At 39.9% G+C, this 26073-nt stretch carries 27 protein-coding genes and 1 tRNA gene; 12 read left to right on the plus strand and 16 right to left on the minus strand.

Annotated elements, in window-relative coordinates; genetic code table 11:
* Positions 1-40: 40 nt before the first annotated feature.
* Together B5X70_RS11460 and B5X70_RS11465 are read right to left on the minus strand one after the other, a co-directional pair.
* Positions 41-1519 carry an LptF/LptG family permease gene (locus tag B5X70_RS11460; RefSeq protein ID WP_079558042.1) on the minus strand — a complete coding sequence of 493 codons (1479 nt, stop codon included), beginning with the start codon at positions 1517-1519 and terminating at the stop codon, positions 41-43.
* A 105-nt stretch (positions 1520-1624) separates the two neighbouring features.
* Positions 1625-2014 carry an START-like domain-containing protein gene (locus tag B5X70_RS11465; RefSeq protein WP_079558043.1) on the minus strand — a complete coding sequence of 130 codons (390 nt, stop codon included), beginning with the start codon at positions 2012-2014 and terminating at the stop codon, positions 1625-1627.
* A 206-nt stretch (positions 2015-2220) separates the two neighbouring features.
* Between B5X70_RS11465 and B5X70_RS11470 the strand changes: the two genes are divergently transcribed.
* From B5X70_RS11470 to cobA, 8 genes are all read left to right on the plus strand, one after another.
* Positions 2221-2294 (plus strand) — tRNA-Met (locus B5X70_RS11470).
* Positions 2295-2654: 360 nt separating this feature from the next.
* Entirely contained in the window at positions 2655-3083 is a 429-nt protein-coding gene (locus B5X70_RS11475; RefSeq protein WP_079558044.1) for an RrF2 family transcriptional regulator, read from the plus strand.
* A 14-nt stretch (positions 3084-3097) separates the two neighbouring features.
* Positions 3098-4024: a cysteine synthase A gene (cysK, locus tag B5X70_RS11480; protein WP_079558045.1), complete on the plus strand. Its 927-nt coding sequence runs from the start codon at positions 3098-3100 to the stop codon at positions 4022-4024.
* Between the two features lie 198 nt (positions 4025-4222).
* The gene (locus B5X70_RS11485; RefSeq protein WP_079558046.1) at positions 4223-6031 is read left to right on the plus strand and encodes an assimilatory sulfite reductase (NADPH) flavoprotein subunit; all 1809 of its coding nucleotides are present in this window, start codon (positions 4223-4225) and stop codon (positions 6029-6031) included.
* Positions 6032-6155: 124 nt separating this feature from the next.
* Positions 6156-7859: an assimilatory sulfite reductase (NADPH) hemoprotein subunit gene (gene cysI / locus B5X70_RS11490; protein WP_079558047.1), complete on the plus strand. Its 1704-nt coding sequence runs from the start codon at positions 6156-6158 to the stop codon at positions 7857-7859.
* A 3-nt stretch (positions 7860-7862) separates the two neighbouring features.
* Positions 7863-8093 carry a DUF2061 domain-containing protein gene (locus B5X70_RS11495; protein ID WP_079558048.1) on the plus strand — a complete coding sequence of 77 codons (231 nt, stop codon included), beginning with the start codon at positions 7863-7865 and terminating at the stop codon, positions 8091-8093.
* A gap of 43 nt (positions 8094-8136) precedes the next feature.
* Positions 8137-8625, plus strand: a complete 489-nt coding sequence (locus B5X70_RS11500; protein ID WP_079558049.1) for a precorrin-2 dehydrogenase/sirohydrochlorin ferrochelatase family protein — start codon at positions 8137-8139, stop codon at positions 8623-8625.
* Positions 8622-10025, plus strand: a complete 1404-nt coding sequence (gene cobA / locus B5X70_RS11505) for a uroporphyrinogen-III C-methyltransferase (RefSeq protein ID WP_079558050.1) — start codon at positions 8622-8624, stop codon at positions 10023-10025. Before B5X70_RS11500 ends, cobA begins: the two co-directional genes overlap by 4 nt.
* A gap of 17 nt (positions 10026-10042) precedes the next feature.
* On the opposite strand, the gene B5X70_RS18585 is transcribed toward cobA, so the two are convergent.
* The 7 genes from B5X70_RS18585 to B5X70_RS11540 form a co-directional block, all read right to left on the minus strand.
* Positions 10043-10261, minus strand: a complete 219-nt coding sequence (locus B5X70_RS18585; protein ID WP_079558051.1) for a HepT-like ribonuclease domain-containing protein — start codon at positions 10259-10261, stop codon at positions 10043-10045.
* A 132-nt stretch (positions 10262-10393) separates the two neighbouring features.
* A complete protein-coding gene (locus B5X70_RS11515; protein ID WP_079558052.1) occupies positions 10394-10687 on the minus strand; it encodes a nucleotidyltransferase family protein in 294 nt (97 codons plus the stop codon).
* 129 nt (positions 10688-10816) lie between these two features.
* Entirely contained in the window at positions 10817-12139 is a 1323-nt protein-coding gene (locus tag B5X70_RS11520) for a cysteate synthase (RefSeq protein ID WP_079558053.1), read from the minus strand.
* Between the two features lie 84 nt (positions 12140-12223).
* Complete coding sequence (locus B5X70_RS11525; RefSeq protein WP_079558054.1) at positions 12224-13423, minus strand: homoserine dehydrogenase; 1200 nt, start codon at positions 13421-13423, stop codon at positions 12224-12226.
* A gap of 128 nt (positions 13424-13551) precedes the next feature.
* Complete coding sequence (locus B5X70_RS11530) at positions 13552-14445, minus strand: DUF4382 domain-containing protein (protein WP_079558055.1); 894 nt, start codon at positions 14443-14445, stop codon at positions 13552-13554.
* Positions 14446-14469: 24 nt separating this feature from the next.
* A complete protein-coding gene (locus B5X70_RS11535; protein WP_079558056.1) occupies positions 14470-14901 on the minus strand; it encodes a hypothetical protein in 432 nt (143 codons plus the stop codon).
* Positions 14902-14963: 62 nt separating this feature from the next.
* A complete protein-coding gene (locus B5X70_RS11540; RefSeq protein WP_079558057.1) occupies positions 14964-15491 on the minus strand; it encodes a hypothetical protein in 528 nt (175 codons plus the stop codon).
* A 195-nt stretch (positions 15492-15686) separates the two neighbouring features.
* Between B5X70_RS11540 and B5X70_RS11545 the strand changes: the two genes are divergently transcribed.
* From B5X70_RS11545 to B5X70_RS11560, 4 genes are read left to right on the plus strand one after another with little or no spacing between them, the layout of a single operon-like run.
* Positions 15687-17102, plus strand: a complete 1416-nt coding sequence (locus tag B5X70_RS11545) for a GAF domain-containing sensor histidine kinase (protein ID WP_079558058.1) — start codon at positions 15687-15689, stop codon at positions 17100-17102.
* 6 nt (positions 17103-17108) lie between these two features.
* On the plus strand, positions 17109-17474 hold the full coding sequence (locus tag B5X70_RS11550; protein WP_079558059.1) for a response regulator: 366 nt from the start codon (positions 17109-17111) through the stop codon (positions 17472-17474).
* A gap of 18 nt (positions 17475-17492) precedes the next feature.
* Positions 17493-17777 (plus strand): class I SAM-dependent methyltransferase, encoded by a 285-nt coding sequence (locus B5X70_RS11555; protein ID WP_079558060.1) that lies wholly within the window; start codon positions 17493-17495, stop codon positions 17775-17777.
* 35 nt (positions 17778-17812) lie between these two features.
* Positions 17813-18313 carry a class I SAM-dependent methyltransferase gene (locus B5X70_RS11560; RefSeq protein WP_232468454.1) on the plus strand — a complete coding sequence of 167 codons (501 nt, stop codon included), beginning with the start codon at positions 17813-17815 and terminating at the stop codon, positions 18311-18313.
* On the opposite strand, the gene B5X70_RS11565 is transcribed toward B5X70_RS11560, so the two are convergent.
* From B5X70_RS11565 to B5X70_RS11595, 7 genes are all read right to left on the minus strand, one after another.
* Positions 18286-19617, minus strand: coding sequence for a sensor histidine kinase (locus B5X70_RS11565; protein WP_079558062.1), 1332 nt, complete (start codon positions 19615-19617; stop codon positions 18286-18288). The two genes, B5X70_RS11560 and B5X70_RS11565, sit on opposite strands and share 28 nt — an antisense overlap.
* A gap of 45 nt (positions 19618-19662) precedes the next feature.
* Positions 19663-20337: a response regulator transcription factor gene (locus B5X70_RS11570; protein ID WP_079558063.1), complete on the minus strand. Its 675-nt coding sequence runs from the start codon at positions 20335-20337 to the stop codon at positions 19663-19665.
* Positions 20338-20346: 9 nt separating this feature from the next.
* Complete coding sequence (locus tag B5X70_RS11575; protein ID WP_079558064.1) at positions 20347-21189, minus strand: hypothetical protein; 843 nt, start codon at positions 21187-21189, stop codon at positions 20347-20349.
* A 25-nt stretch (positions 21190-21214) separates the two neighbouring features.
* Entirely contained in the window at positions 21215-21646 is a 432-nt protein-coding gene (locus B5X70_RS11580; RefSeq protein ID WP_143255071.1) for a hypothetical protein, read from the minus strand.
* 79 nt (positions 21647-21725) lie between these two features.
* Complete coding sequence (locus B5X70_RS11585; protein ID WP_079558066.1) at positions 21726-22493, minus strand: class I SAM-dependent methyltransferase; 768 nt, start codon at positions 22491-22493, stop codon at positions 21726-21728.
* 237 nt (positions 22494-22730) lie between these two features.
* A complete protein-coding gene (locus tag B5X70_RS11590) occupies positions 22731-23273 on the minus strand; it encodes a hypothetical protein (protein WP_079558067.1) in 543 nt (180 codons plus the stop codon).
* Between the two features lie 55 nt (positions 23274-23328).
* Positions 23329-26073 (minus strand): T9SS type A sorting domain-containing protein (locus tag B5X70_RS11595; protein WP_143255072.1); only part of this gene is annotated, 2745 nt, incomplete at its 5' end.

Consider the following 26073-nt stretch of genomic DNA (forward strand, 5'->3'; position numbering starts at 1 on the left):
TATACTTAAAGATTTTAAACGGAAACCAGTGATTCTGAAATCACTCTCTTCTTCTCTTTTTCAGATATTTTTCAATCGTTTCTCTGAATTTTCGCAAATTTGAGTAGTAGACGTCGGCATTTAGCAATGCCGAATCAGTGGCCGATTTATAAGTCAAAAATATACCAATCGGAAGCAGCACAAATGAAGAGAGCCACATACCCTGATGTACCATCCATACTCCATCACGGGCAAACTTCGCCCCCATGGTGTCTATAACATAATAAACGATAAAAAAGAAGATGGAGATGACCACCGGCATACCAAGACCTCCTTTTCGAATGATCGCTCCCAATGGAGCTCCAATAAAAAAGAAAATCAAACATGCGAACGAAAGCGTAAACTTTCGGTGTATTTCCATTACATGACGCCTAATCCGCAAATCCTCCCTTTCTATAAATCGCATCTGATCATCGATAGATTGTTTGAGGTCTCGAGCTGTTCGTAATGCATTCTGAATAACCATCTGCTTTTGAGATCCTTCAAGCGTTAAAAAGAGAGAATCAACATTTACTAATACAGAAGCTGTATCTATCATTTCCAGCCTATTGGCATGTGTTTGGTGAATGCGACTAAAATAAGTCAGAGAAGATCTGTCTTCAATTAAATCCACAAACACGCCACGCTCTCCTCGAATAGAATCCAGATCATGTGTTAGTTGTGCAATATTTTTCATTCTGTCACTTTGTCGAAACAAGCTTTCATCTGTACGTGAAAAATCAAAACCATGAACCTGCATAATTGCCACCTGTTTTCGGAACTCATCGGTTCTAAAGAGCCTGGAATCACGTCTCTGCTGACGGCGATTACCCTCTGCCGTAACCCTTTCGTCGTAACGAATTCCGTCGTATAATGTAAGTACGAGATGACGCTTATCTGCTGACATTTGCAAAATCCCTGAATCAGCCAGTGTTACATTGCTATTTCTTGCATGCCTGTCCCGGTGATCATAAATCATCACATCTCTTAGCATATTGGTTTCACGATCCTTTTCGTTAACCTTAATACTGAAGTCATCTACACCTCTGTAAAAGACCCTCTCCTTAATATCCATTTCCAACCGGGTTTCCCTGATACCATGAAGAATAGAAACCAATTTTAGATTAGCTACAGGCAAAACATTATTTGAAAAAGCATAGGCAAACCCCGAAATGGCAACAATCAGAATGGAAATCGGTTTCATGATTTTTAAAAGAGAAACACCTGCCGCTTTTAGCGCTGTGAGCTCATAATTTTCTCCCAGATTTCCGAAAGTCATTAATGCTGCCAGTAAAATAGCTAATGGCAAAGCCATTGGCACCACTTGCAGTGACGCATAAAATAAAAGTTCCCCAAGCACCGTCCACTCCAGCCCTTTCCCTACCAAATCATCCACGTATCGCCATAGAAACTGCATGACTAAGATGAACATGGCAATAAAAAAGGTCATTATCAGAGGTCCGATAAAACTCTTCAATATAAAAAGATGTAGCTTTTTCATTACTGATTTCTTTACAAACTCTGTTCCTAAAAATAAAACACCCGGAACAGTGTGTCTGTTACGGGTGCAAATTTAATGATTAGAAACTAAAAACAGGATTAAATCTTATGCAGAACCTAATCCATGTTTTAAAACATCAACTTGTTGGTTCCACAACTCCTTAGAATCTTCCACTTCTTCAGGTTCAACATGGTCTATAACAACCAAAGCAACATCTCCGGTAAGTTCATCTACATTAATCTGAAACTCAAACCATGAGCCGTCCATTTCATCGTCAAGCCAAGTATAGCGAACCAGTTTATTCTCTTTGCGAAGGGTTTGTTCAGCAGATTGATGGCTCTCTCCCCAGATAAATATAAATTCTTTACCTTTAACCGAGACATCGTCTGCAAACCACTCGCTCAATCCGCTTGGGGTACTTAACCTGTTAAAGAGAATAGCGGGTGAAGTTTTGAGCATGTATTCCAGCTCGATTTTTTCTCTTTGTTCTGTCATTTTTTGAGTTCTAAAAGGATTATCGGTGGCAATATAATGGTTTTATTAATAAAAAAAAATCTATTACCACCTTTTTAATCATAATTCTCAAACAAACTGTACAACAACTAATTAAACCCAACCTAATAGAATTTTATTATTTTTTGTAGGTTTTGGGTTGGAACGAATACAATAAAACATTACATTTGCAACCGCAAAAACGAGATGCCGAGGTAGCTCAGCTGGTTAGAGCGCATGATTCATAATCATGAGGTCGGCGGTTCAAGCCCGCCTCTCGGTACTGAAAAAAGAGTTGTAAGATTAATCTTGCAACTCTTTTTTTTGACAAAAAAATTTCAAGCAGCCCCAATCGACTGCATTAATTCATCCTTAAAACAACTTCGAACACTTAAGATCATATCGAATAAAAATGATTTGCCTCCAACACTAAAAAACCATAAGCATACTTTTCATACCTATTTTGTATGAATAAAATACTCCAACACATACAAACACCCATTATCCTGTATTATTGACACTTAACCAACAATAGTGATCTGCGACCCTATTTTTCATATCTTTTTGATATGTTTTATCCTAAGACATATTGCATCATAACACTTTTTTCCTTAATATATTTGCAATACAAAATCATACAAATATGATACGATTTTCAAATAAGATTAAATACGGACTTCAGTTTCTGCTTTTTTTAAATGTGGATGAAGAGGAATTTACCGACATTCAACGAGCGGCCATCTCCTGCAATATTCCGCATAAATTTTTGGAATCAATTGCCGTGAGCCTGAAAAAAGGAGGAACTGTTGTTGTAAAAAGGGGAGCCGGAGGCGGTTACCGTTTAAACAGAGCGCCTGAAGAGATAACACTCGCTGAAGTGGTAAAGGCAATTGAAGGCATTGAATCCGGAAAAGACAATATCATTAAAGACATTGAAACAACTCGTGAGGTCGTTGAAGAGGTTTTGGATTCAGTGATGACCGATTTCTGGCAATCGCTTGAAAACATCACCTTAAAGCAGCTTCACCAGAAATATTACGACAGAACAGATAAAATAATGTATTATATTTAACAAAACTTAAAGCCATGACAAAAATAGCTAACAACATTACAGAGCTGGTTGGTAAAACACCTTTGGTAAAAATAAACAAACTGGTTAATGCAGATGCAGCAGAGCTTGTTGCAAAGTGTGAGTTTTTCAACCCTGCCGGTTCGGTAAAAGACAGAATCGCCTTAAACATGATTGAAGATGCAGAGCGCAAGGGAATTCTAACAAAGGATTCCATCATTGTAGAGCCTACCAGTGGAAACACGGGCGTGGGACTTGCTTTTGTGTCTGCAGTAAAAGGATATAAATTGATTCTGACCATGCCTGAAAGTATGAGCATTGAAAGACGTAAACTTTTGAAAAAGTTTGGCGCAGAACTGGTTCTGACACCTGCCGCCAACGGCATGAAAGGTGCCATTGCCAAAGCAACAGAAATAGCCGCTGAAAATCCAAATTCTTTTATTCCTCAACAGTTTAAAAATCTGGCAAACCCTGAGATACACAGAAAAACAACTGCAGAAGAAATCTGGGCAGATACAGACGGAAAAGTTGACATATTAGTAGCAGGAATCGGAACAGGCGGAACTATTACAGGTGTAGGTGAGGTATTAAAGGAACGCAATCCCAATGTTAAAATTGTGGCTGTTGAACCTGAGGCCAGTCCAATTTTATCCGGAGGCCAACCCGGCCCGCATAAAATACAAGGAATTGGAGCCGGATTTATTCCTGATGTGCTTAATACATCGGTATATGATGAAGTAATAAAAGTAAGCAACGAAGATGCCATTGAGATGGCTCACCGAGCAGCCAAAGAAGAAGGTTTGTTGTGCGGGTACTCTTGCGGAGCTGCCTTAACAGCTGCCATTGAAGTTGCCAATCGGCCGGAAAATAAAGGGAAACGAATTGTGGTGATTCTTCCTGACACCGGAGAGCGCTACCTGAGCACGTTTAACATTGAGAGCTAAGGAATTGAGCTAAAAAACTTAAATAATAAAAACTGCCCCCAACGGGGCAGTTTTGTATCAGATTCGAAATAGACCTCATTACAATAGATCGTTAGATTTTTAGATATTTGATAGAATCAAGTAAATAAAAAAGTTTAACGAACTATTACATTACAACAAAGCTCAAAATCAAAACTTAAACAATCATATCCATTCAAAATGTCTGACAATCAATTATTCAAACCGGAAGAACGGAGCCGTTTACAACAAGTGCTTTCAGGCCTCAACCGCGAACAGTTGCTTTGGCTGGGAGGTTACATCTCTGCTGCCATTGACTTTGCACCTTCAGCCTCCGGCAATTACACCGACCCCATTATTGAGCCTCAGGCAGTAGCTCAAACAGAAGAGCATACAGCCATTGGAGGACAAAAATCCCTGACCATACTTTTTGGTTCTCATTCCGGAAATTCACAAAGAGTTGCAACGCTGGCGCATCAGGAAGCTGAAAGACAAGGGATAAAAAGCAAAGTAAAAAACATGGAGGACTACAACGCACGGTTTCTGAAAGATGAGGAACAGGTATTGGTTGTCATCTCCACACACGGCGAAGGTGAGCCTCCATTATCAGCGCAGGAACTCTATGAAAAACTATCCGGCAAAAATGCACCTGACTTTACGAACAAACCATTCGCAGTCATTGCTTTGGGCGATAGCTCCTATAAACATTTTTGCAAAACCGGTTACGATTTTTACAGTTTTCTGGAACGACAGGGAGGAAAACCATTGAGACAGGTAGCTGCACTTGATACCGATTTTAATGATGAACTTGGGGAATTGATTCCTTCCGTGGTAAAACTGTTTGCAGCATCACAGGCGTCTGCTTCATCGGCTCCAAAAAAAGAAAATGTAGAGAAAATACAAGTTTCAAACTCGCCGGTTGAAGCACCTGTACTAGAGAAAGTTCAGTTGAATGGACGCGGTTCAGAAAAAGAGACCTGGCATCTGGAAATCTCCACAGATAGAAAAGGGTTGGTATATCAGCCGGGAGATGCACTTGAAGTGTATGCCAACAACAACCCGGAACTGGTAAATGGAATACTCAACGCAACTGCATTGAGCGCAACCGAACAAGTATCAGTTGGCGAGCGCAAAATAAACCTTGAAGAAGCGCTGACCAACTATTACGAACTAACCATCGTAACACCTCAGGTTTTAAAAAAGTACGCAACCCTTTTGGGCAACGATTCCCTGAATCAATTGCTCGATGATGCCGATAAACTGGATGAATTCCTGGTGGGGACAGATGTGTTGGATTTACTGCAAAAATACCCGGTTTCGGTAAATGCAGAACAATTATTATCTGTTCTCAGGAAACTACCACCTCGCGCTTACTCAATTTCCAGCAGTCCTGCCGAAGTTGGCGATGAAGTACACATTACCGTTGGCGCAGTGAGATACGAGAAAGAGAATCGAGAAAGAGGCGGAGTTTGCTCAACATTCATTGCCGACCGACTTGGAAACGACGATACAGTAAAAGTTAAAATCAGGCCGAATAACAATTTCAGATTGCCATCGGATGGCAATAAACCCGTCATCATGGTAGGAGCCGGCACTGGTGTTGCTCCATACAGAGCATTTATCCAACACAGAGCTGCCTTAGGCGACCAGGGAAAAAACTGGCTGATATTTGGAGACAGACACTTCACAACCGACTTTTTATATCAGGCCGAATGGCTTAAGTATAAAAGAAGTGGTCTGCTATCCCGTCTTGATGTTGCATTCTCTCGCGACCAGGAGGAGAAAAGATACGTTCAACACCGCATGAAACGACACGGTAAAGAACTTTATCGCTGGATTGCTGAAGGAGCACATTTTTACGTGTGCGGCGATATGAAAAAGATGGCCGGCGATGTAAAAAGCGCATTTCTCGACATCATGCAAATTGAAGGGAACATGAGCCGCGAAGAGAGTGAAAACTTCTTAACCAAATTGAGAAAAGAAGGCAGGTATCAGGAAGATGTATATTAGAGGTGGGAAGGTTGAGAGCTGAGAAAGGTGATGTTGTATAGACTTAACTGAAGTATAGAAAACTCACTACGTTCGTTTTACATTCGGAAATAAAATTTAAAGTAACCCATAATTAAGAGAATACATGGCAAAATTACCAGACCCCATCGAGTGGAAACCATCCCCGGTGGAACATATAAAAATAAAGAGTGATTTTCTCAGAGGAACCATCAAGGAAAGCCTTGCAGATGAAACCACAGGTTCCATCTCCAAAGATGACACCCAACTGATAAAATTCCATGGCAGTTATCAACAAACTGACCGCGATCTGGATGCTGAGCGCAAAAAGCAAAAGCTGGAACCACTTTTCAGCTTTATGATTCGTGCCAGGGTGGCTGCAGGCATTGCAACAGCAGACCAATGGCTGGTATTTGACCGACTGGCGGTTCAATATGGAAACGGCACCATGAAACTAACTACCCGCCAAACGTTCCAGTGGCATGGGATTCTAAAAAGAAACCTGAAGAAAACCATGCAGGGCATTAACTCCACTTTGGTAGATACCATTGCCGCCTGTGGTGATGTGAATCGCAACGTGATGGGCACATCCAACGAGGCATTATCACCACTTGTGCCGGAAGTGGCAGCCTTTGCAAAAAAAATCAGCGACCATTTGCTGCCAAAAACCACCGCCTACCACGAAATATGGCTCGATAAGAAACTAATTACGGAAGGCCAAACAGACGATGAACCATTGTATGGAAAAACCTATCTTCCCCGTAAATTCAAAATAGCATTGGCCGTACCGCCATACAACGACACCGATATTTTTGCCAACGACATTGGTCTCATTGCCATTGGCGAAGGCAAAGAACTAAAGGGTTTCAACGTTGCCATTGGTGGTGGTATGGGCATGACATTCGGGAACGAAGAGACCTATCCTCGCTTAGCTGACATCATTGGTTACGTGCCAAAAGAGGACGCGCTTAAGGTAATTGAGGAGATAGTAAAAGTTCAGCGTGATTACGGAAACCGGGAAAACAGAAAACTATCTCGCTTGAAATACACCGTTGACCGTTTGGGGACAGAAGTTTTTAAACAGCTTGTGGAAGAGCGCTCCGGAATCACATTACAGCCGGCTATAGAGTACGAATTTAAGCAAAACGGAGATGTTTTTGGGTGGATGAAAGCCGAAAACAACAAATGGTATCTCGGTTTATTTGTAGAGCACGGTCGTGTAAAAGATGTTGGTGATTACAAACTCAAATCGGCTTTGCGCGATTTGGCAAGAATTAAGGTTTGTGATTTCCGGTTAACCGGAAATCAAGGTTTGGTTCTTGGTCGCATTGATGAACCGGACAAAGCTGCCGTTGAAAAAATTCTGAAAAAATACAATGTTTATCATCTGGATAAACTATCAGGATTAAGAAAACATGCCATCGCCTGTGTTGCACTTAACACCTGCACCCTGGCATTTGCCGAAGCCGAACGCTATCTGCCAAAACTAAACACAAAAATTGAGGCCATTTTAAAAGAAGTGGATTTAACCAATGAAGACATTCTGATAAGAATGACCGGCTGTCCAAATGGTTGTGGAAGGCCATTCCTTGGAGAAATAGGATTGGTAGGTCGTTCACTCGGGAAATACAATCTATATCTGGGAGCCGGATTTTCCGGCGAGCGTCTCAACACGCTTTACAAAGAGATGCTGGATGAACAGGCTATTCTGGCTGAACTATCTGAAATCATTCCAAAATACGCGGAAGAAAGAAATAAAGGAGAACGATTTGGTGATTTCGTGGTTCGAAAAGGCATCGTGAAATCCGGCCAAACCATTAAAACTATTTAAGCGATGTCAAAAGAAAACAGACAAAGAAGCATCATGAAAGCAGTATCGTACCGGGTAACCGGTACGATATTCACCTTTCTGGCAGCTTACATCATAACAGGGAGATTGGTCTTGGCTGCTTCTATCAGCGGATTTGAGGCCGTTTCAAAAATATTTGCCTACTATTTTCACGAGCGGTTGTGGGATAAAATTCAGTACGGAAAAAAACCGGCAAAACCGGAGTACGAAATTTAAGCTGACTTCACTCGGCCAACAATCCTGAGAAACAAGTATACTTATGACTTATCTTCCCATAAACATAAATCTTACCGATGCGGAAATCCTCATTATTGGGGGCGGAAACGTAGCTCTTCACAAAGTGGAAGGATTGGAACGCTTCACACAAAACATCAGAGTGGTTTCGCCGGAGCTACATCCCGGGTTGCTGAAAAGGGAATGGATTAAATGGGAAGAAAAAATCTATGATTCGGAAGACCTGAAAGGAGCTTTTCTGGTTTTTGCTGCAACAAACCATCGACAAGTTAACGAGCAAGTACGGAACGATGCTCAAAAGCATCGTTGCCTTGTAAATGTAGTTGACGCTCCATCAACAGGAGATTTTATTTCTCCGGCTATTTTTAGTGAAGGTGATATGACTGTTGCGGTAAGTTCAGGAGGAAAAAATGTGCATGCTGCCGTAAAATGGCGCAACGACATCAGGGATTTGGCAGAAAAAGGACTCATTAAGTGGATACCCGAGAACAAAGATAAGGAGAAGACATTATGACTGAAAACAATATAGCTAACAGGGAAATCGCAAAGAGTGGAAAAGTGACCCTGGCCGGCTTTGGCCCCGGCAATGCTGAATTACTGACAGTAAAAGCATTGAAAGCACTGAAAGCATCCGACGTGATATATTACGACGATTTATTGGATGCCTCTCTGCTTGACCAATTTCCCGGCGAAAAGATTTATGTAGGAAAGCGAAGCTCCAATCATGCTTTCAGTCAGGATAAAATTAACGAACAGTTGTATTCCTCTGCATTGGAAGGCAAAAATGTGGTGCGGCTAAAGGGTGGCGACCCGCTGATTTTTGGACGCGGCATTGAGGAGTACCATTACCTGGCCAAACGGGGAATAAATGTGGAGTTGGTGCCCGGCATATCAAGTGCCATGGCAGCTGCTGCTGACGCTTTGGTTCCACTTACGGCAAGGGGTGTTTCTTCATCGGTGGTTTTTCTGTCGGGTCATGACATATCAAAACTGGTAATCCCAAAAGCAGAAACCCTTGTTTTTTTCATGGGCGCATCGAGGCAAAACCAGTTGGCAAAACGCCTTTTAAAAGAGGGGTGGCATGCTCGAACTCCTGTGGCTGTGGTACAGAATGCATCGTACGCGCACAGCGTTAACAAGCGATACACGCTGGAGCAACTTGAAAACACAGACGATTTATTGGTTTCTCCTGTTATTATAATAGTTGGATGGACAGCCGCAGAAAACAACAGCCATCTGCCTGAAAAGTGGCTGTACACCGGCTCAAACATCACCGAATGCCGCCAAAAGGGAATGCTGATTCATGCTCCACTGGTAAGCATTGAACCGGCAGAAAAAGATGATGTGTCAGAGCATGCCATAGAGAACATCCATGATTTTAACCGCATCATCTTTACCAGTCGCCATGCCGTGGAGCATTTCTTTGACCGGTTAACAGAAGTACGAAAAGACATAAGAAGTCTGGCCAATGTTGAGATTGATGCCATTGGACCGGTAACAGCAGAAGCCTTATTAAAGCGTGGAATTATTGCAGAACCCCGCGGATTGAACAGCAGTTCGGAGGATTTGGTTGAGTTTTACAAACTAAATCAAATCAGAAACCAGTCAGTTCTAATACCCTGTTCGGACAAAAGTTCAAAATATTTGCCTGATACATTAAGTAAACTTGACAATAAAATCACTACCATTGTTCTCTTTTATAACCGAAAACCTCTAAACATTGTGATTCACAATTTGGAGGAATTCCATGGTGTAGAATTTTCTTCAGTTCCGGCTGTAGAAAGATTCTTCGAGGTTTACAAAGCGTTTCCCGAACACCTAGAATACGTATTCAGAGGTCAGCAGTCCGAACAACGGTTTTTTGAGTTGAGTGGTAAATTGAAAAAAGATTTAAATACAGTCCTTTCCGACTAATTTTTTTACAATGATAATCACGCAATAAATCTATCTCTTCGTTCGAAATGACAGACAGTTACGTTGTGAGAGGTGCGAGAAATCTTTATATTTTTCGGTATATTTTTAGCTGCTTCTCCAATTACTTCGAAGTTACGAATTACAGCGTCTACAGTCTTGTAATCACGTTTAAATTGGATAAATGGAAGGCCCATGAGTGAGCAACTCACAACAAGAGCACGAAAATAACAGCTCATGGAAGTTCCATTCGGCCAATTAATTAACTAAATTATTTTCGGATGAAAGGCCATGTATATATTCAGCAATTCTTTCCATTGCAAGATTCATATCCTCAAGATACATTCTATACGCGCGATTTTCCTTTCTCATCATACAAAATCCACCTGATTAAGGATATCGTCTCTAATCTGTTCCTTGAGGGCATTTTTTGTGACTAAATCAATCTTCTTATTAAAGATTTTTTCAAGATATAGCTCCAATGAAAAGAATTTCCAACCGATTGGCTTTTCAAGTTCAATTAAGATGTCTATATCACTGTCTATTGTATTGGAATCATCAGAGTATGAACCAAATAATCCAATCTTCTTTACTGAATACTCCTTATAAAGAACAGGCTTTAATTCAGATAGTTTCGATAAAATTTCAGTCTTTGTATAAATCATGCGTCTCAAAAATTTGTTCAAGCAATACCCTTCAAGAGTTCCTCAATTCATGCTTTTCTCAAATATAATGAATTTTATGAATACCGACTAAAAGTTTTCTTAATGATATTGAAAGCGATAGTTGCTCAACTAAATTTGAGCATTAGATTTTACAGTATTCTGAAACAGACCGTTAAGAACCTCTTCAATCTCTGCCATGGTCACCTGAATATCAAACACATGATTTGGCTTCAGGTAACTTACTTCATGTTCCGATTTAAAACGTTTTTCTCCGCCTCCGGTGATATTGAGCATGATGTACTCATCCTTCTTTACAGAACCTTCATTCACAGATTTAATCAGCGAGGCTGTTGCCACAGCAGCAGCCGGATGAATGTCGTTGCCTTCAAGTTTTTCGAACAAAGCAGCAGCTTCTTCAAGTTCATCATTGGTAACATCAATAACATCGCCTCCGGCATCCTTCATGCAATCGTACAATCCGCCTGCAATTGGATAAGCAGGCCAACGATTTGAAAGCACTTTAGCTTTTATCTCTTCCACTTGTTTGCGGGCTTCATCATCTTTCAGGGGAAGCATGTCGCGTGAATCGGCTTTCCATGCATGGTATATTGCCAAAAAAGGAGCGTTTTGCGAAACCATTAACTTCATTTTATTGCGGCCAAACCGGCCATCAACAATAAAGCGGTCAACAGCTTCCCGCGCGGCCACAGCACCTGTTCCGCTTCCAACAGCCTGAAAATAGTAATCGGGAATACGGCCAATGTGTGTTACTGCCGATAAAACTGTGGTTCCCATTCCATCACGACGTGCCACATTGCGAGCACCGCCTTCGGCATAAAAATCCGGAAGGCTGCAAATTTTATTAGATAGGTGAATGGCATCAAAATAATCACTGCCACTGCGGGTGCAAACCAATCGCACATTGTCATTGATGGGCTCGTCAAACCAAAGTGCATCCAGATTGTCCTCGGGCACACACAGAAGCAAAGGTACATTATTATCGGAGCAAACACGTGCAAAGGCACGTGCCGTGTTTCCGGCTGAAGCTACCACCAAAACCCCTTTTTGATTTTCCCCCATCCGGCCGCAAACGGTGTAAGCCTCCGTCTCTTTAAAAGAGCATGTGCGCATAGTAACACCTTTTTCAGGCCAGTAGCCACTAAAAGTAATATACAGATTTTCCAGGCCTAAATGCTTCGCCAACCCTTCACTTTTATAGGTGGCAGGAGCCGATGAGCCTTGCAGATAACGACCAACCGGCAACCAGTCATCAAAACGAAAAATTCCCATGGAAGCATCTTTCACATGAAGTTGCACCTCTTCGTAAACCGTACGTATCAACGTCGGTTCCTTTTCATTGGGGGCATCCAGCGTCCATCCCTGGTCGCTGAACTGTTGGCCGGTTTTAATGGATTCTAAAAGATAGTGTGTGGGCTTAAAATCTGATGTCATAATATATTCCTGGTTCTGTTTTCGACTGACAAAATTAGTGATTTATCGGCAGAAAACAGTTTTTAGTTTTATTCGTTTGAAATATCAATAGTTTAGTGCTTTCCCGGTAGCTGCAATAAAAAGCTGCTTATCACGTAACTTTTCCCTGATGGCCATCAGCGAACTCAACTTAATGAATCCAATAACATAGGAATTTTTAGGGCCACGATACTCTTCCGAAACCGACTGAAAATCGAAATGACTTAAAACCTCTTTATCCCTGTAACGAAGGTAAATCTCGATGGCCGCATCTTTAAAATATGAGAATCCCTGAAAGTAGTTGGTTTTCTTATATTCGTAACGGTAATTATGCATCAGCGCCGTAATATCAGACAAAACTGCCGAACCGGTTGGGTGACCACCTGCTCCTTTTCCGAACATAAATTGCTTGTCGTAAGCCAGGCCTTTGATTACAACTCCATTAAATTCTTCTTCAACGGCATAGATGTATTTATCACGACCAACAAACCGTGGCAAAACAAACAGAGTGATTTTGTTTTCACGAAGTCTTTCCACCTGGCCTACCAACTTTATTTTAAACCCCTTTTCGCGGGCATAATTGATATCAAAATCAGAGATGTTTGAAATTCCGTAATTCAACACTTCATCCGGATTAATGACGACTCCGAAACTGTGCATGGTCAGGATGACCAATTTATAGAGAGAATCAAAACCTTCCACATCGAAAGTCGGGTCTGATTCGGCAAATCCCAGTGTTTGCGCCTCCTTCAAGGCCACCTCGTAGGGCTGTCCGTTATCAAAAACACGTGATAGAATATAGTTTGATGAACCATTTAAGATACCTGTTACCGATAAAAGTAAATCGTTGTCGTAATACTCTTCCAGACTTCGGATGACAGGAATACTGCCACAGGCTGATGCCTCGTACAAAAGGGACACGTTGTGTTCCTTTTGTAATGCAATCATTTCGGCCATGTGCTCTGCAATCATCTTTTTATTGGCCGATACCACGTTTTTTCCCTTCTGAAGCGATTTCTTAACGATGTGGTAAGCAGCCTCTGAATCATCCACAAGTTCAACCACAGTATTAATTTCCTCATCATTGATGATATCATCCGGGTTATAAGTGAAAAATGACTCTGGTAAATCTCGCTGTTTCTTGCTTCTGACACAGATTTTTTTGATGGCTTTGTCGAGAGCAGGGCTTTGTTTCATGACTTCGTACAAACCCTTACCTACAACACCAAATCCAAATACACCAATTTTAAGTTCCTGTCTGGCCATATTATTTTTTGAGAATTGATTACAGAACAAATTTAATAATTATATGCTCAATCATTGGTTATCCTAAAAAAAAGAAAGGCCGCGAAACGTTTTTCGCGACCTTTCTCACCTTAACCCTAACCCAAATATTATTCAAAATCTTCAAAATCTATATCAACAATGGTCTTTTCTCTGCTTTCAACAACTACATCTTCAATAATTCCAACAACTTCAGGCACTTCTTCGCCATTAGTAATAGCAATTACCAAATCGTAAGTTCCCGGGGCTAAAAACGCAATGTGATAATGTCCATATTCATCTACCAAATCACTGCTTACAGCATTTGGAAAACGAGGTGATTCTTCATCAGCAATCAATAGTTCATCGTTGTTAAAGGCTCCTGGTTGGTAGGCAAAGACAACAACACTTTTATCATCCGGAATATTATAAACATCGCCTTTTATGGCACCGACCTGATTATCAGCAACCAGTCTGATGGTTGGTTTCAGGATGTAACGACCTGTTTTCCCAGCCACCACAACCGATTTTCGAACATCAAAATCGGCAGTGATATCAACTGAACCATTTAAAGGCACGTGAAATGCACCCACTGCTTTATATCCTGTTTGTCCGCCGGAAGGCACAAATAACGGTTCAATGGAACCATCACCAAACTCAAGGTAACAACCCGGATTGGTTGGAATTCCATGATTATGGTCAGGCAAATCCAAAATAAACCGAATTTGAGTATAGGTGCCTGAAGAAAGTTCAAAACTTCCCAGTAAATCAGACTCGCCACGTGTTAAATCCAGCAGGTTATATGTTTTTGGGCCTTCAAAACCCTCAAATGTGGCCCAATTATTTCCGCTTTTATTGTATTGGATTTCGTTTATTGTAATGAAAACACCGGTAATATCCTCTGTATCAATTGGAGCATCGGTAATTGACAAATTAAGGGTTCCTGTTCCTTTTTCGGTCTCATTACAGGCTCCATATATTAAAAGGGAAAGGGCTATTACTGAAAAATAAAAAAATCTTCTCATAACAAATATATTTTTAATTAAACATTAAACATCAATCAAAGGGCGCATAATCAAACATTTTAGCACCTTCGACTGAAAAAACAATTTTGAAAAATCTATTTTGTTTTTAAATTTAATCAGGCCGTTTTGAGCAACCAATATTTCACCGGAAAAAATAAGTCCGTGATTAAAACCGCCGGGTACAAAAAACAGTTGAGGCTGACCGTCCCCGCTATAGTGGAAACACCCCGGATTATATGGAGCTCGGTATTCATTCTCTGCACCATGGGTAACCAATCTGATTTTTTTATAAACACCCGGTTTAGCCTCAAAATTACAGAACCCTCCTCTGCCTGTCGAATCCAATTCAAAACCCAATCCATTTGTAAGACTATCTGACCTTTCATAAACCAAACAACCTTCTACCTCGTGATACAATTCTGCTCTAACGCATTCCACACTAATCCGTTCCAACATCTGACAAATTTTAATTCCACAAAATCAAAGAACTAATACAGTGTTAAAAAACACAGCATTGACTACCTTCCTCTTACAGGGCGTTCCTGACGCTGGGTACGCTGTGTCTCTCTAAAAGCTTCTCCATTGGTTTCAGGACGTGAAGCCGGACGATTTTCCATTTTTCCTCTCTCTTCGCGTGCTGACTGGCTTCTGGTACGGGCGGCCTCGCTTCTTTCTGAACCACGCATTCTGTTTTCGCGGGCGTTCTCTCTGGCTGCTTCTCCTCTCTCAACTCCTTCGCTTCTTCTTTGTTGGGCATTCTCCCTTGTTTCTTCAGCTTGCTGGCTGCGGTTCTGTTCACGGTTTTGAAGTGCCTCTTCACTTGTTGACATGCCTTGTTCTACGCCCTCCTGCTGCCTTTCACGAGCTTGTTGTAAAGCTTCCCGGGCCTGTTCGTTTTGTATTTGTTCCTGAGCTTCTGTTCGTTGCTGATTCTGAGTAGCAGTTTCAACCCTTTCACGAGTTCTTTCACGATTCTGTTCAGTTTCCTGAGCTGTGGCAGCTACACCTAGAAGTGCAATGGCGGCCAAAAAAAGTTTTGTTTTCATCATTCCCTTTTTTAATGATTATAGTTCAAATATGCACTTCGGATTATGAAAGTTTGATGAAAGAACAAAAACAATTTTCCAAAAGCGTTAAAAAAACACTATCAGGATAAGAATAAGAAGAACAGACTTTGGTTTTACATAAAAAAATGATATTTTGTAATTTCAAGCTATCCTTTATTCCTGAACGAGACTATAATGAGTAACTCTGATTTTGAAACACGCAACGGAGCTCCACCAAGCTCACGCGAGATAAATGCCTTAATAAGAATAAGTCAGAGCATAATCAGCACGCTGGATTATCAGGAGATATTGCAGATTATAAGCGATGGGATGGCCGATTTGCTGGGAATTGAATCGGCCGCGATATACATACTTCAAAACAAAACCGACTTATACCTGGGAGCAACAACCCCTGCTCTGGATAAAAACATGCCGGATTTCCTCCGATGGGTTAAGTTGCCTGAGCATCCACACATCGAAAAAACAATTAAATCAAAAAAACATCATGTGATTGCGGACACATCGAAAACACAGCTTTCGGAGGCAGAAAGAGCTGTAACTGATATTCGCAATTTAAAGAGCCTGCTCTATTTCCCTTTTGTGCAAAAGGGAGATGTACTTGGAGTGCTTATTCTTGGAACCTGTAACAGAACTCAGAGGTTTTCTGAGCACCAGATAAATCTGGGTCAAACGGTAGCCAATCAATTGGCGGTATCCATTCACAATGCACTTCTGGTGGACGACTTAAAGAAACACACAGACCATCTCGAAGAGCTTGTACAGGAAAAGACGCAGGACCTTGACACGGCCATTGAAGAACTTATGGCTGCCAACGAGGATTTGTTCGAGAAAAATGAAATCATCAACAACCAAAACGAGGAGCTTAAGACCACCCTGCAAAATCTAAAAAACGCTCAATCTCAACTAATTCAATCTGAGAAGATGGCATCTCTTGGAACCCTTACTGCCGGAGTAGCTCATGAAATTAACAATCCGTTAAATTTCCTAATGGGTGCAAGTTTAGGTTTGGAGAACTACCTTGAGAAAGAGGAACACAAAAATGACGAAGATCTAAAACTCCTTGTAGAAAGCATACAAACAGGCGTTGAGCGCATTTCGGATATTGTAAAAGGATTAAATCAATTCAGCCGCTACAATCCTGATTTTGACGAAGAGTGCGACATCACTTCAATATTGGAAAATTGTATTGTGATGATGAATAACCGCATTAAAGACAAAATATTGGTGGAGAAGGAATACTCACCCGGGTTAAAAGTTATGGGGAATGTTGGCAAAATTCATCAGGTGTTTATGAATATTTTGCTGAACTCCGTTCAGGCAATAGATGACAAAGGGAAAATCATTATAAGAACTTTTCCCCATGGAGAAAAGTTCGCAATTATTGAGATAGAAGATACCGGCTTGGGAATTGATAAAAACATCATTCATAAAATTACCGATCCATTTTTTACAACAAAAGCACCGGGGGAAGGAACAGGATTGGGTTTATCCATCAGTTACAATATCATAAAAGAACATAAGGGTAGACTTAAATTCAAATCAAAACCGGGCAAGGGAACAAAAACTCAAATATTTTTACCAATTACCTAGAACAAAATGACCAATAAAATTAAAGTTTTATATGTAGATGATGAACATTTAAATGTTCTTCTTTTCGAAATGAACTTTTCAAAGAAATTCGATGTACTTACCGGCAAAAATGGATTGGAGGGACTGAACTTGCTGAATAAGAATCCGGATATAAAGGTTGTCATCAGCGACATGCGTATGCCGAAAATGAACGGGCTTGAGTTTATAAATAAAGCCAGAGAGAATTTTTCAGATAAAAAATATTTCATTCTAACCGGATTCGACATCACTCCGGAAATCCGCGAAGCTCTTGAAAACAGAATCATCCTGAAATATTTTATGAAACCTTTCAACATGAGAGAGATTGAGGGTGCTATCTATGAAGTTGTATAATGATCTTTATTAAATATTATGCCGGAAACAAATCTAATAGAAACAGGAGCATCTACTCAAAGCTACTATCAATCCATTAATAAGGCGTACCATAAGTTATATCATAAGCCACTAATGCTGCATTATCCGTTTTTTAAGGAGCCTGGCGAATCGCTTGAAATGCGGCAAATGAACCTGACCAATCATTGCATTTCCTGCATCGATTCGCTCGAAAACAAGCATGTTTTGGAGGTTGGATGTGGAAACGGAATCCAAAGTGTTTACATTTATGAGAAATTCAACCCGGGAAGTTTACTGGGTTAGATATCAATCCATTCAATATCAATCTTGCTAATACAATCAATGGCTCACATCAAAACCTTAGATTTTTGGTGGATGATGCACAGCAACTAAAGAATATTCCGGACAATTCGGTCGATGTGTTTTTGTGCATTGAAAGTGCTTTTCATTATCCCGATAAACAAAAGTTCATAAAAGAGATGCGGCGGGTTTTAAAGCCTTCCGGCACTTTTCTGATTGCGGATTTGTTAGCAAGTTCACGAAAGAAACGATATTTTTTAGAACGATGGAAAAAAAAGATGAATTTTCATCACTGGACAAAAGAAGAATATCTTCAGGCATTTAAAGAGCAGGGTTTAAAATTGACGTATGATGAAAACATTACTAAACCCGTTATTGATGGATATACAGATTTTGGCAGCTGGGTTCCTCAAAATAAGTTTAAGTATTATACCGGATATCTTTGGTATAAGCTTTTTGTTCTAATCCAGGTAAAGGTTAATATTTATCTGCTTAAAAAGCGTCGTCACTATTATGTCTTTGCCGGAAAAATTGGGTAGTTGAAAACGAATGTTGTCCCTTCTCCGGGGTTTGAATATACATCAATTGTAATTTCATGAAAATCAGCAATGGATTTGGCTATTGCCAGACCAATTCCGGAATTATCATCATTGATATTTCTTTTTTTACGAAACCGTTCAAATAGATTTTTCCTGATCTCCGGTGGTATTCCGGAGCCATTGTCGGTAATTGACAGATGATACTGCATGTCACTTTTCTCAGATGATATAGTAATCACTGATGAGTTTACTGAATGCCTGATGGCATTGTTTATGACATTAAAAAACATGGAAAAAACCAGTGATTTGTTTGCTGCCAGAAGCTGATAATCCTCAGAAATATCATTTTTTATCTCAATGTTTTTATCCTCTGCCAAAGGTTCCAGCTCTTCAGTAATCTCTGATAGAATTTCCTTAACTGTAAACTGGTCTTTTTTGAGGTATTGCCTGCTTTCAATACGTGCAATTAGAAGCAATGAGTTGATCATACTTTTGAGTCGATACAGGGTAGTCAGGGCTTCTTCAATTTTTTTGGCAGATTCTTCATCAATATTGCTATTTGTCAATATATTTTCAAGTTTACTGCGCAGAATAGAAACGGGAGTTAAGAGTTCATGTGATATGTTTTGGGTAATTTCTTTTTCTTTTTGCAGCAACCGGCTCATTTTAGTCATTAGTGAAGTGAGTGTTTGGTCAAGCTCTTTAAAATCATTGGTGCCGCCGGTGGGAATTACTGATTTATCATACAAATCGGGATTAGAGGTTTTTTTTATTTTTTTGGTGATAGCTGAAAGCGGCTGAAGAATATAAGTTGTGTAAGAGAATTCAAAAGCAACAGAAATGACAACAAAGACCAATAGAAAAAATAGTGTAATCCTGCGTATGTTGCGCTCTGTTGTGGCAATGCTTGATAAACTTTTTCCTATTTCCAAAAGGTACGTTTCTCCATCAATTAGAAATGAGTAATTGATTACACGGTATTCAATTATTTCATTTTCGATAAGTCGTTCTGTGACTTCAATAAAATTCCAGTGTTCATCGAGATCTATCTGCTCAAGGCTGATAAACTCCTCTTTTAAAATATTGTAACTGCCAAATCCATCATCTCTGTTCTCGCCAACAAAAGGAGCTGTACCAAACTCTGAAATGAGGTCAATCACCATTTCGCGCTTCTCAATTAATTCATTATCGGTTTGGAGAAGATTAATTCGTTGAGACAAGTATGGAATTGCCGCCAAAAAAATGACGACAAACAATAGTTTAAAAAGAAGACTGGCAAATGTCAGTTTTTGTCGGAGCTTCATAATTTACAGCTTATTTGGGATTGGATTTAGAGGAGTTGAGTTTATTTAAAATTCAGCTTTATAACCAACACCGCGTACCGTCATAAGCCAATCAACCGAAGCATAACCGGCCAGTTTTTTGCGTAAATTTTTAATATGTACATCAATAAAGTTGCTGTCGTACTGGTCGTCGAGAATATTTCCCCAAATGTGCTCATACAACTGAATTCTTGAAAGTGCTTTATTCCGGTTCAGCACCAGATACTGGAGCAAATCAAACTGCTTTTTGGTAATATCTACTTCCTTTGTTCCACATTTTAGAAGACGAGCGTTCATATCCATCTCAAATTCACCAAAACAAACAACCGCCGATTCCAATTTGAATTTTCGTCGGGCAACTGCTTTCATACGTGAAAGCAGCTCTACCAGAGCAAAAGGTTTAGCCAGATAATCGTCGGCTCCCAAATCCAACCCTTTTACCCTATCATCCAAATCTCCTCTTGCAGTAATAACTATGACTGCTGCATCACTTTCCGAATTTTTAATTTCATCAATCAAATCAAGTCCTTCATAATCGGCCAACCCCAAATCCAACAGCACAAAATCGTAAAGATTTACCGCAATCATTTCGGAGGCTTCATTGCCGGTATGAACTACATCACAGATGTAGTTTTCTTTGCGCAAAAAATCAGCAATTTCTGCAGCAAGGCTCACTTCATCTTCTACTATCAGTGCATTCATTTGAGTTGTTTAAAGTATCCTGAAATATAAATTTACGAAAAAAAACAATCCCTTTTGTGAGGGAAAATCGGGGTCTTTGTGAACAGGATAATAAAAAAGAGGCTCCGCCTCAAGGGTTGCATTACCGTAATTAAAGGATATGGGGAAACTCAGTTCAAAATCCATCAGGCCAAACGAGGTATCTATTTCTTCCATGGTTTGCTCCACATTCCCAACCCCTGGAATAACAGTTCGGGTTGTTGTTGTGTACAATTTGTACCTATCTCCGAAAACAAAATTAAATGCCGGATTAAAATCCATAAATGCATTGCCATCCCAAAAATCGGGAGTTGAGAAATAGTGGCTGTTTTTTATCTGAAAATAACTTCCTCCCGAACGATTGAGCGTGGTGCTGTAGATGGCGCGAGTATATAATATACGCCAATCATAACCTGTTGAAACGCTTAAATAGGAAAAATTTCCGAAATACTCTTCCTGAGCTGATTTTGCAGTAAAATAACTGGCAAGCGAGCCTCTCACATCAAACCACGAGTTAAAAATGTGTCGGTAACCAAGGGCGACATCATAAAAAGTAACAACAGGAGATTTTCCGTCCAGATTATAAGTCACAAAAGCCAACGACCACTTTCGGTTATAGCTGTACAACAAATCCATCGAATAAAATGGCTGATTACCCGAAAGGGAGTATCCACTGTAAAGCATATCACTTCCATAACCTGCACCCGCGTAAAGCGCGTGCTTTGAAGTGGTTATTGAAACTGTATCAGAATTATTATTGTCATCCGGGTTGATGGCATTCATAGATTGCAGAAACATCAGCATCCCGGAAATCATCACAAGTTTATTTCTCATTCTCAAAAGGTCATAAGATAAGCGTTTATCTTCTTCCGGGGCGGTCAGGTCTTCCAACACCTTCGGGGCGGCCGGCTCCTGCCGGGCGACCGGCCCCCGATGGCCGCTCTATTTCCGGGCGGGCACCTCTTCGCTCTCTGCTTATATCAGAGCGGGCACCTTTTACCTCCTTCACCTCTCTGCCGGGCGATTGACTTTTATCTTCCTTGTCAGACCTGGCATCTCTTTCTGGTTGCTCTTCCCTTTGCCCCCTTTCATCACTTTCCGACCTATCCTCACGCTCAGGTTGTTCATCGCGGCTATTTGTCTCTCCCGCTTCACTTCGTTCCCTGTCCTGATTTTCTGTACGCTCTTTCACTTCACGATTTCCCTCCTGCTCTTGTGCAACAATCATTTGAGTGCTACACAGGACAATTAAGAAGAGAAAAACCCTCCATAATTGATGTATAAACTTCATAACTATACCTGTTTGTTGATACTCTACATGCAAATATGACTCACAATTTATGAAGAAATCATGAAAGAACTTAATATATTCACCTCTGAGCAATGACTAACATTTCATAATCTTTAGTGGATAGTTTATCGTCACGGGAAAAAGCACCCAATTTGGCACCAAGAATTTCTATGGTTGAAAACCCGAGGGTTTTCAACATCCAGGTGATTTCACTGGGGACATAGTAACGCTCGTTGCACTCAAGTTCTTTCTCTTCTCCGTTATCATCCACCACTTTTGTTACATTGTAATCCCTGAAAGTCATCAAATCAAACGTTTTGCTGTTGTAGGTAGCTCCTCCATCAGCAACATCCTTTTCGTGAAAATCGTTGATTGAATGAAACAGCGGAAACAGTCCGTTAAGAGTGGTAAAAATAAACTTTGAGCTATCTTTTAAGGATATTGAAACATTCTGAAGTATTTCAAAATTCATTTCGTCCGTTTCCATCAACGGAAAACCGCCTTCACACATCATGATGGCTACATCAAACTCCTCTTTGAAAGGGAGATTTCGGGCATCATGCCTTAAAAACTCTATCTCAAGATTGTTCTCTTTGGCTTTTTCCCGGGCTCTTTGCAGCTGCGATTCCGACAAATCAATGCCTGTCACAGAATACCCTCTTTTGGTCAGTTCAATGGCATGGCGACCTGTTCCACATCCAACATCAAGTATTTTGAGAGATTTATCATATTTGAGTTCCTTTTCAATAAAGTCGCACTCACCCATAGTTCCCTGGGTAAACATTTCCTTGTCATATTTTTGAGAATAATTCTCAAAAAGGCTTTCATACCATTGTTTGGGCTTCATCCTTAATTATTTGTTTAAGTTATGGGTCGAATAGCCTTCATCTGAATAAGAACAGGTTAATTCGATTCAATATATAACTGTGAATCAGATCTCAAATTGCTTATTTTTAAAAAATCAACAAACAAAGAAAGTGGAATCTAACTAGCTGATTACTTAGCACTCAACAACCATTAAAAAATCGTAATGATTTTTTAATGGTTGTTGTACTATAATTGCTAAACTAATTAATGTTTTATTTCATTTCTCTTTTGAAAACAAAACATAGACGCTGCTTTCCGAATTAAATTCAGTTGGACGTGAAGCCAAGGGATTTTCCCAACCACCTTCACTCCCTTGAAACTCCATTTGATTGTGCGACAAAAAGCGAATTATACCTTTATCCATGGAAGGATTTCTTTCTTTTTCAGAAAGAATCATCTCTTTCACCAACTGTTTTTGTTCGCTTGTTAGACTCTCTGATCCTTCGGAGAATTTTACATCTACGGGGTACATAGAAAAATCAATCCAAATCGGATCCTTCTCATAATCTATTTCATAAGTAATTTCCATTTTAATTTCGATACCGGTATCTACTAGTGTATAGTTATCTCCACCCATTCTCATCCCGTCCATACTCAGAATAGCTTTATTATCCTTATTAAGAATCAAATAATTAAGCTCGCCTGATGAACTGGCAGACTTCCATTCCCCAATGTGTGGCTCCTTTGAACCGGAGCAATTTAACAAAATCAGAGCAAAAAAGAGATTCGCTCCAAAAAATAATACTTTCTTATTTTTCATAAATATAAATATTTTCATTAGTTATATATTTCTGAATCATTTTATTCATTTTAAATTATTGCTTAACAATTTTGTAAGTTCTGGCTCCCCCTTGCAAGTCTACCAGATTGAGAATATAGATTCCGGCAGGAAAATCACCGGCATCGAGAGTAATCATAAACTCTTGATTATCTATACGTTTATCTACCATTATAGAGCCAACCGCATTGTAAATTCTGATATAGTCAATACCTGTGGCGGTCTTAATATAAATTTTATCACTAAAAGGATTAGGAAATACTCGCAGTTCTTCCTGTTTTGGTTCACGAAAATCAAGTGCTGTCTGATATGTTGCTATAATAGTCAAACCTCTGTCAGGAATATTAACAAATGTTTCCATCTCATCAGGATTCTCCACATGTGCTAAGTCATTTTCATCACCATCCCAGAAAAGAAATTCATACCCTTCAATCTCTCCCGCCTTAATTTGTATTCTATCTCCTTCCTGATAAAATCCTTCCCCGGTTAAACTCACTTCTAAGTCTGATGGTGAGCTCTCCAAATAAAGTCTATACAAAACACCCACAGCAGGAGTTGTAAAGGAAGCGACAGAACCGTAGCTTATTCCATTCTCATTCATAGCGTAGGCTCTTACATAATAAGTTGTTTCCGGATAAATATTCCTAATATCACCTAAAAACTCACCTAATCCACTGCCATCATTGGTGTGTCCGGTATGATTATCTAAATCCGGTTCAGGAAGATTACTCCATAATAGTCCACGCTGAGTGACTGATGAGGTTCCTTCATAAATGACATTTCCCACAACCAAAGCATCAGTAGATGTTATACTCCTGATTTCCTCAGTCAAAACCACAGGAAGTGTACCTTCACCATACATTTTTATACCTTTTAGTTCAATATAGTTGATGTCGCCCAGACTTCCATCATTCCACGCCATTATCTTAATATATCTTGTAGAATGATCGACTGAGAATAAAGATGGTTTCGTAACATAATCTGTTCTTTCGTCTCCCTCACTTACTGCTGAAACTGGTAAGAATATCTGCCATCCCTCATTAAAAGCATCCGGTGTCTCCTCGCCTGTTTCTGAATGTGATGCCAGGGCAATATGGGTAATTCTTCCGTCACTATTCATCTGGAAAACACTAATATTATAAATCTTTTGCACCTCCTTCAAATCAACTATCAGAATCCCATAACTTTCTCCCGGATCATTGTTCAACCATGTTGAACCTGAATGAATATTGCCTTCAATATGTGACCAGTACAATGGGTGATTAACATATTCGCCCTGGTCATAAATCGCCTGTGGTGCTTGCCAATTACCAGTCCATTGATCAAGATCAGTTCTGTATGGAGCTGCATTAAACCCCGCTATCTGAACCGGAATTGCCATCGGACTTGTATGCTCCGGCCCTCCTCTCAGAATATTGATATCCTGCACACTCTCTACCAGTGACATCAAGCCATGTTGTAACTCAACAATACGAATCTCGTCTTCACCATAATAAATGAGAGCATCATCAAAAATCAAATTATAATCTCCTGATTCATTAGGTGTAATTAATTGAATGGAAAAAAGAATTCCATTATTTCCTTCAAACGATAAATCAGAAGGAGAATTGCTGACCAATAAAAGAGTATTTTCATCCTTCAATTGAACCGAAAACACATGATCGCTTTTGCGGTACAACTGTCCGGATTCTTCAACATAACTAAACCCTTCGGGCATGGTAACTTCAAAAGCAAACCCTGAAAATTCATATTCATTTACAACCTCAATATTGATCGTAATCAATTCTCCTGCATAACTATATGCATCATGAATAATTGCAGAATTACTCATCGATTCTATTGGCTCGCCAAAAAAATCTATAATATTATTCAGTAAAGCAACTCCAGGCTGAGTCAACAAGGCCGTGTTGTATGAAAATACTACGGCACGTGCTGATGGCGAGTTTTTTGTCAGAGTTGTTTTATTATTGACATTCTGAGAATTCCTACCCAACACCTTCCATCTGGAAGGATATCCTGATTGTAAAAATATCCCTTCTCCCCCGTCCTGTACCGCTACCAATTCATCTATCATATAATCAGATAAAAAACATGAATTGTTTTCAACTATTAAGTTTCTTGAAGCAGCATTATTTAAAGAATTCCATTCACCACCAATTACTGCCCCGGATTTATATGCAGCCAGAATATTGACACCATCATTCAAACTATTATCTATAAGAACAGAGCTTAAAGATGGATATTCAATTCCGGTTACAAATTTGGCTTTTGATAAATCGGAATTGAACGCGGTTGAAAAACGCAAAAAACTTATTTCATAACCCTGGCTAACCAAATAGTTGTAATAACTATTTTCTAAAGATGTCAGTTCTGGATTTATCTGTTCGTCATCATAATTGGTTATTACAAAAGCTACATTCCCGTCTGGAACAGTTTTTCCCGCAAAAACCGGCCTATCCTGAAGCCACTCATCCACCAGATCAGTGAAGTTCGTACCAACACCACTTAATCCTGCTGGATCATAAGTAAACATCAAGGCCTTACCCCCACTCGATGCATGCTCTCTGTATAATACGGTCTTATGGGTACTATTGATACTATTACGTCCGATTGAATTCCATCCGATAGGATAATCTGCACTCATGGAATATCCGCTTCTGGTTGATTGAACCAAGGAGCTTAAATTTGATGCATACCCATTAAAAAAAACAGAGTTCTGTTCGATGATTAAGTGCCGGTAAGCTGTATGTGTTGCTCCATAATTCCATGAAGTACTAAAAGG

The sequence above is a fragment of the Alkalitalea saponilacus genome, from assembly GCF_900168165.1.
Taxonomy (GTDB): Bacteria; Bacteroidota; Bacteroidia; order Bacteroidales; family Marinilabiliaceae; genus Natronoflexus; species Natronoflexus saponilacus.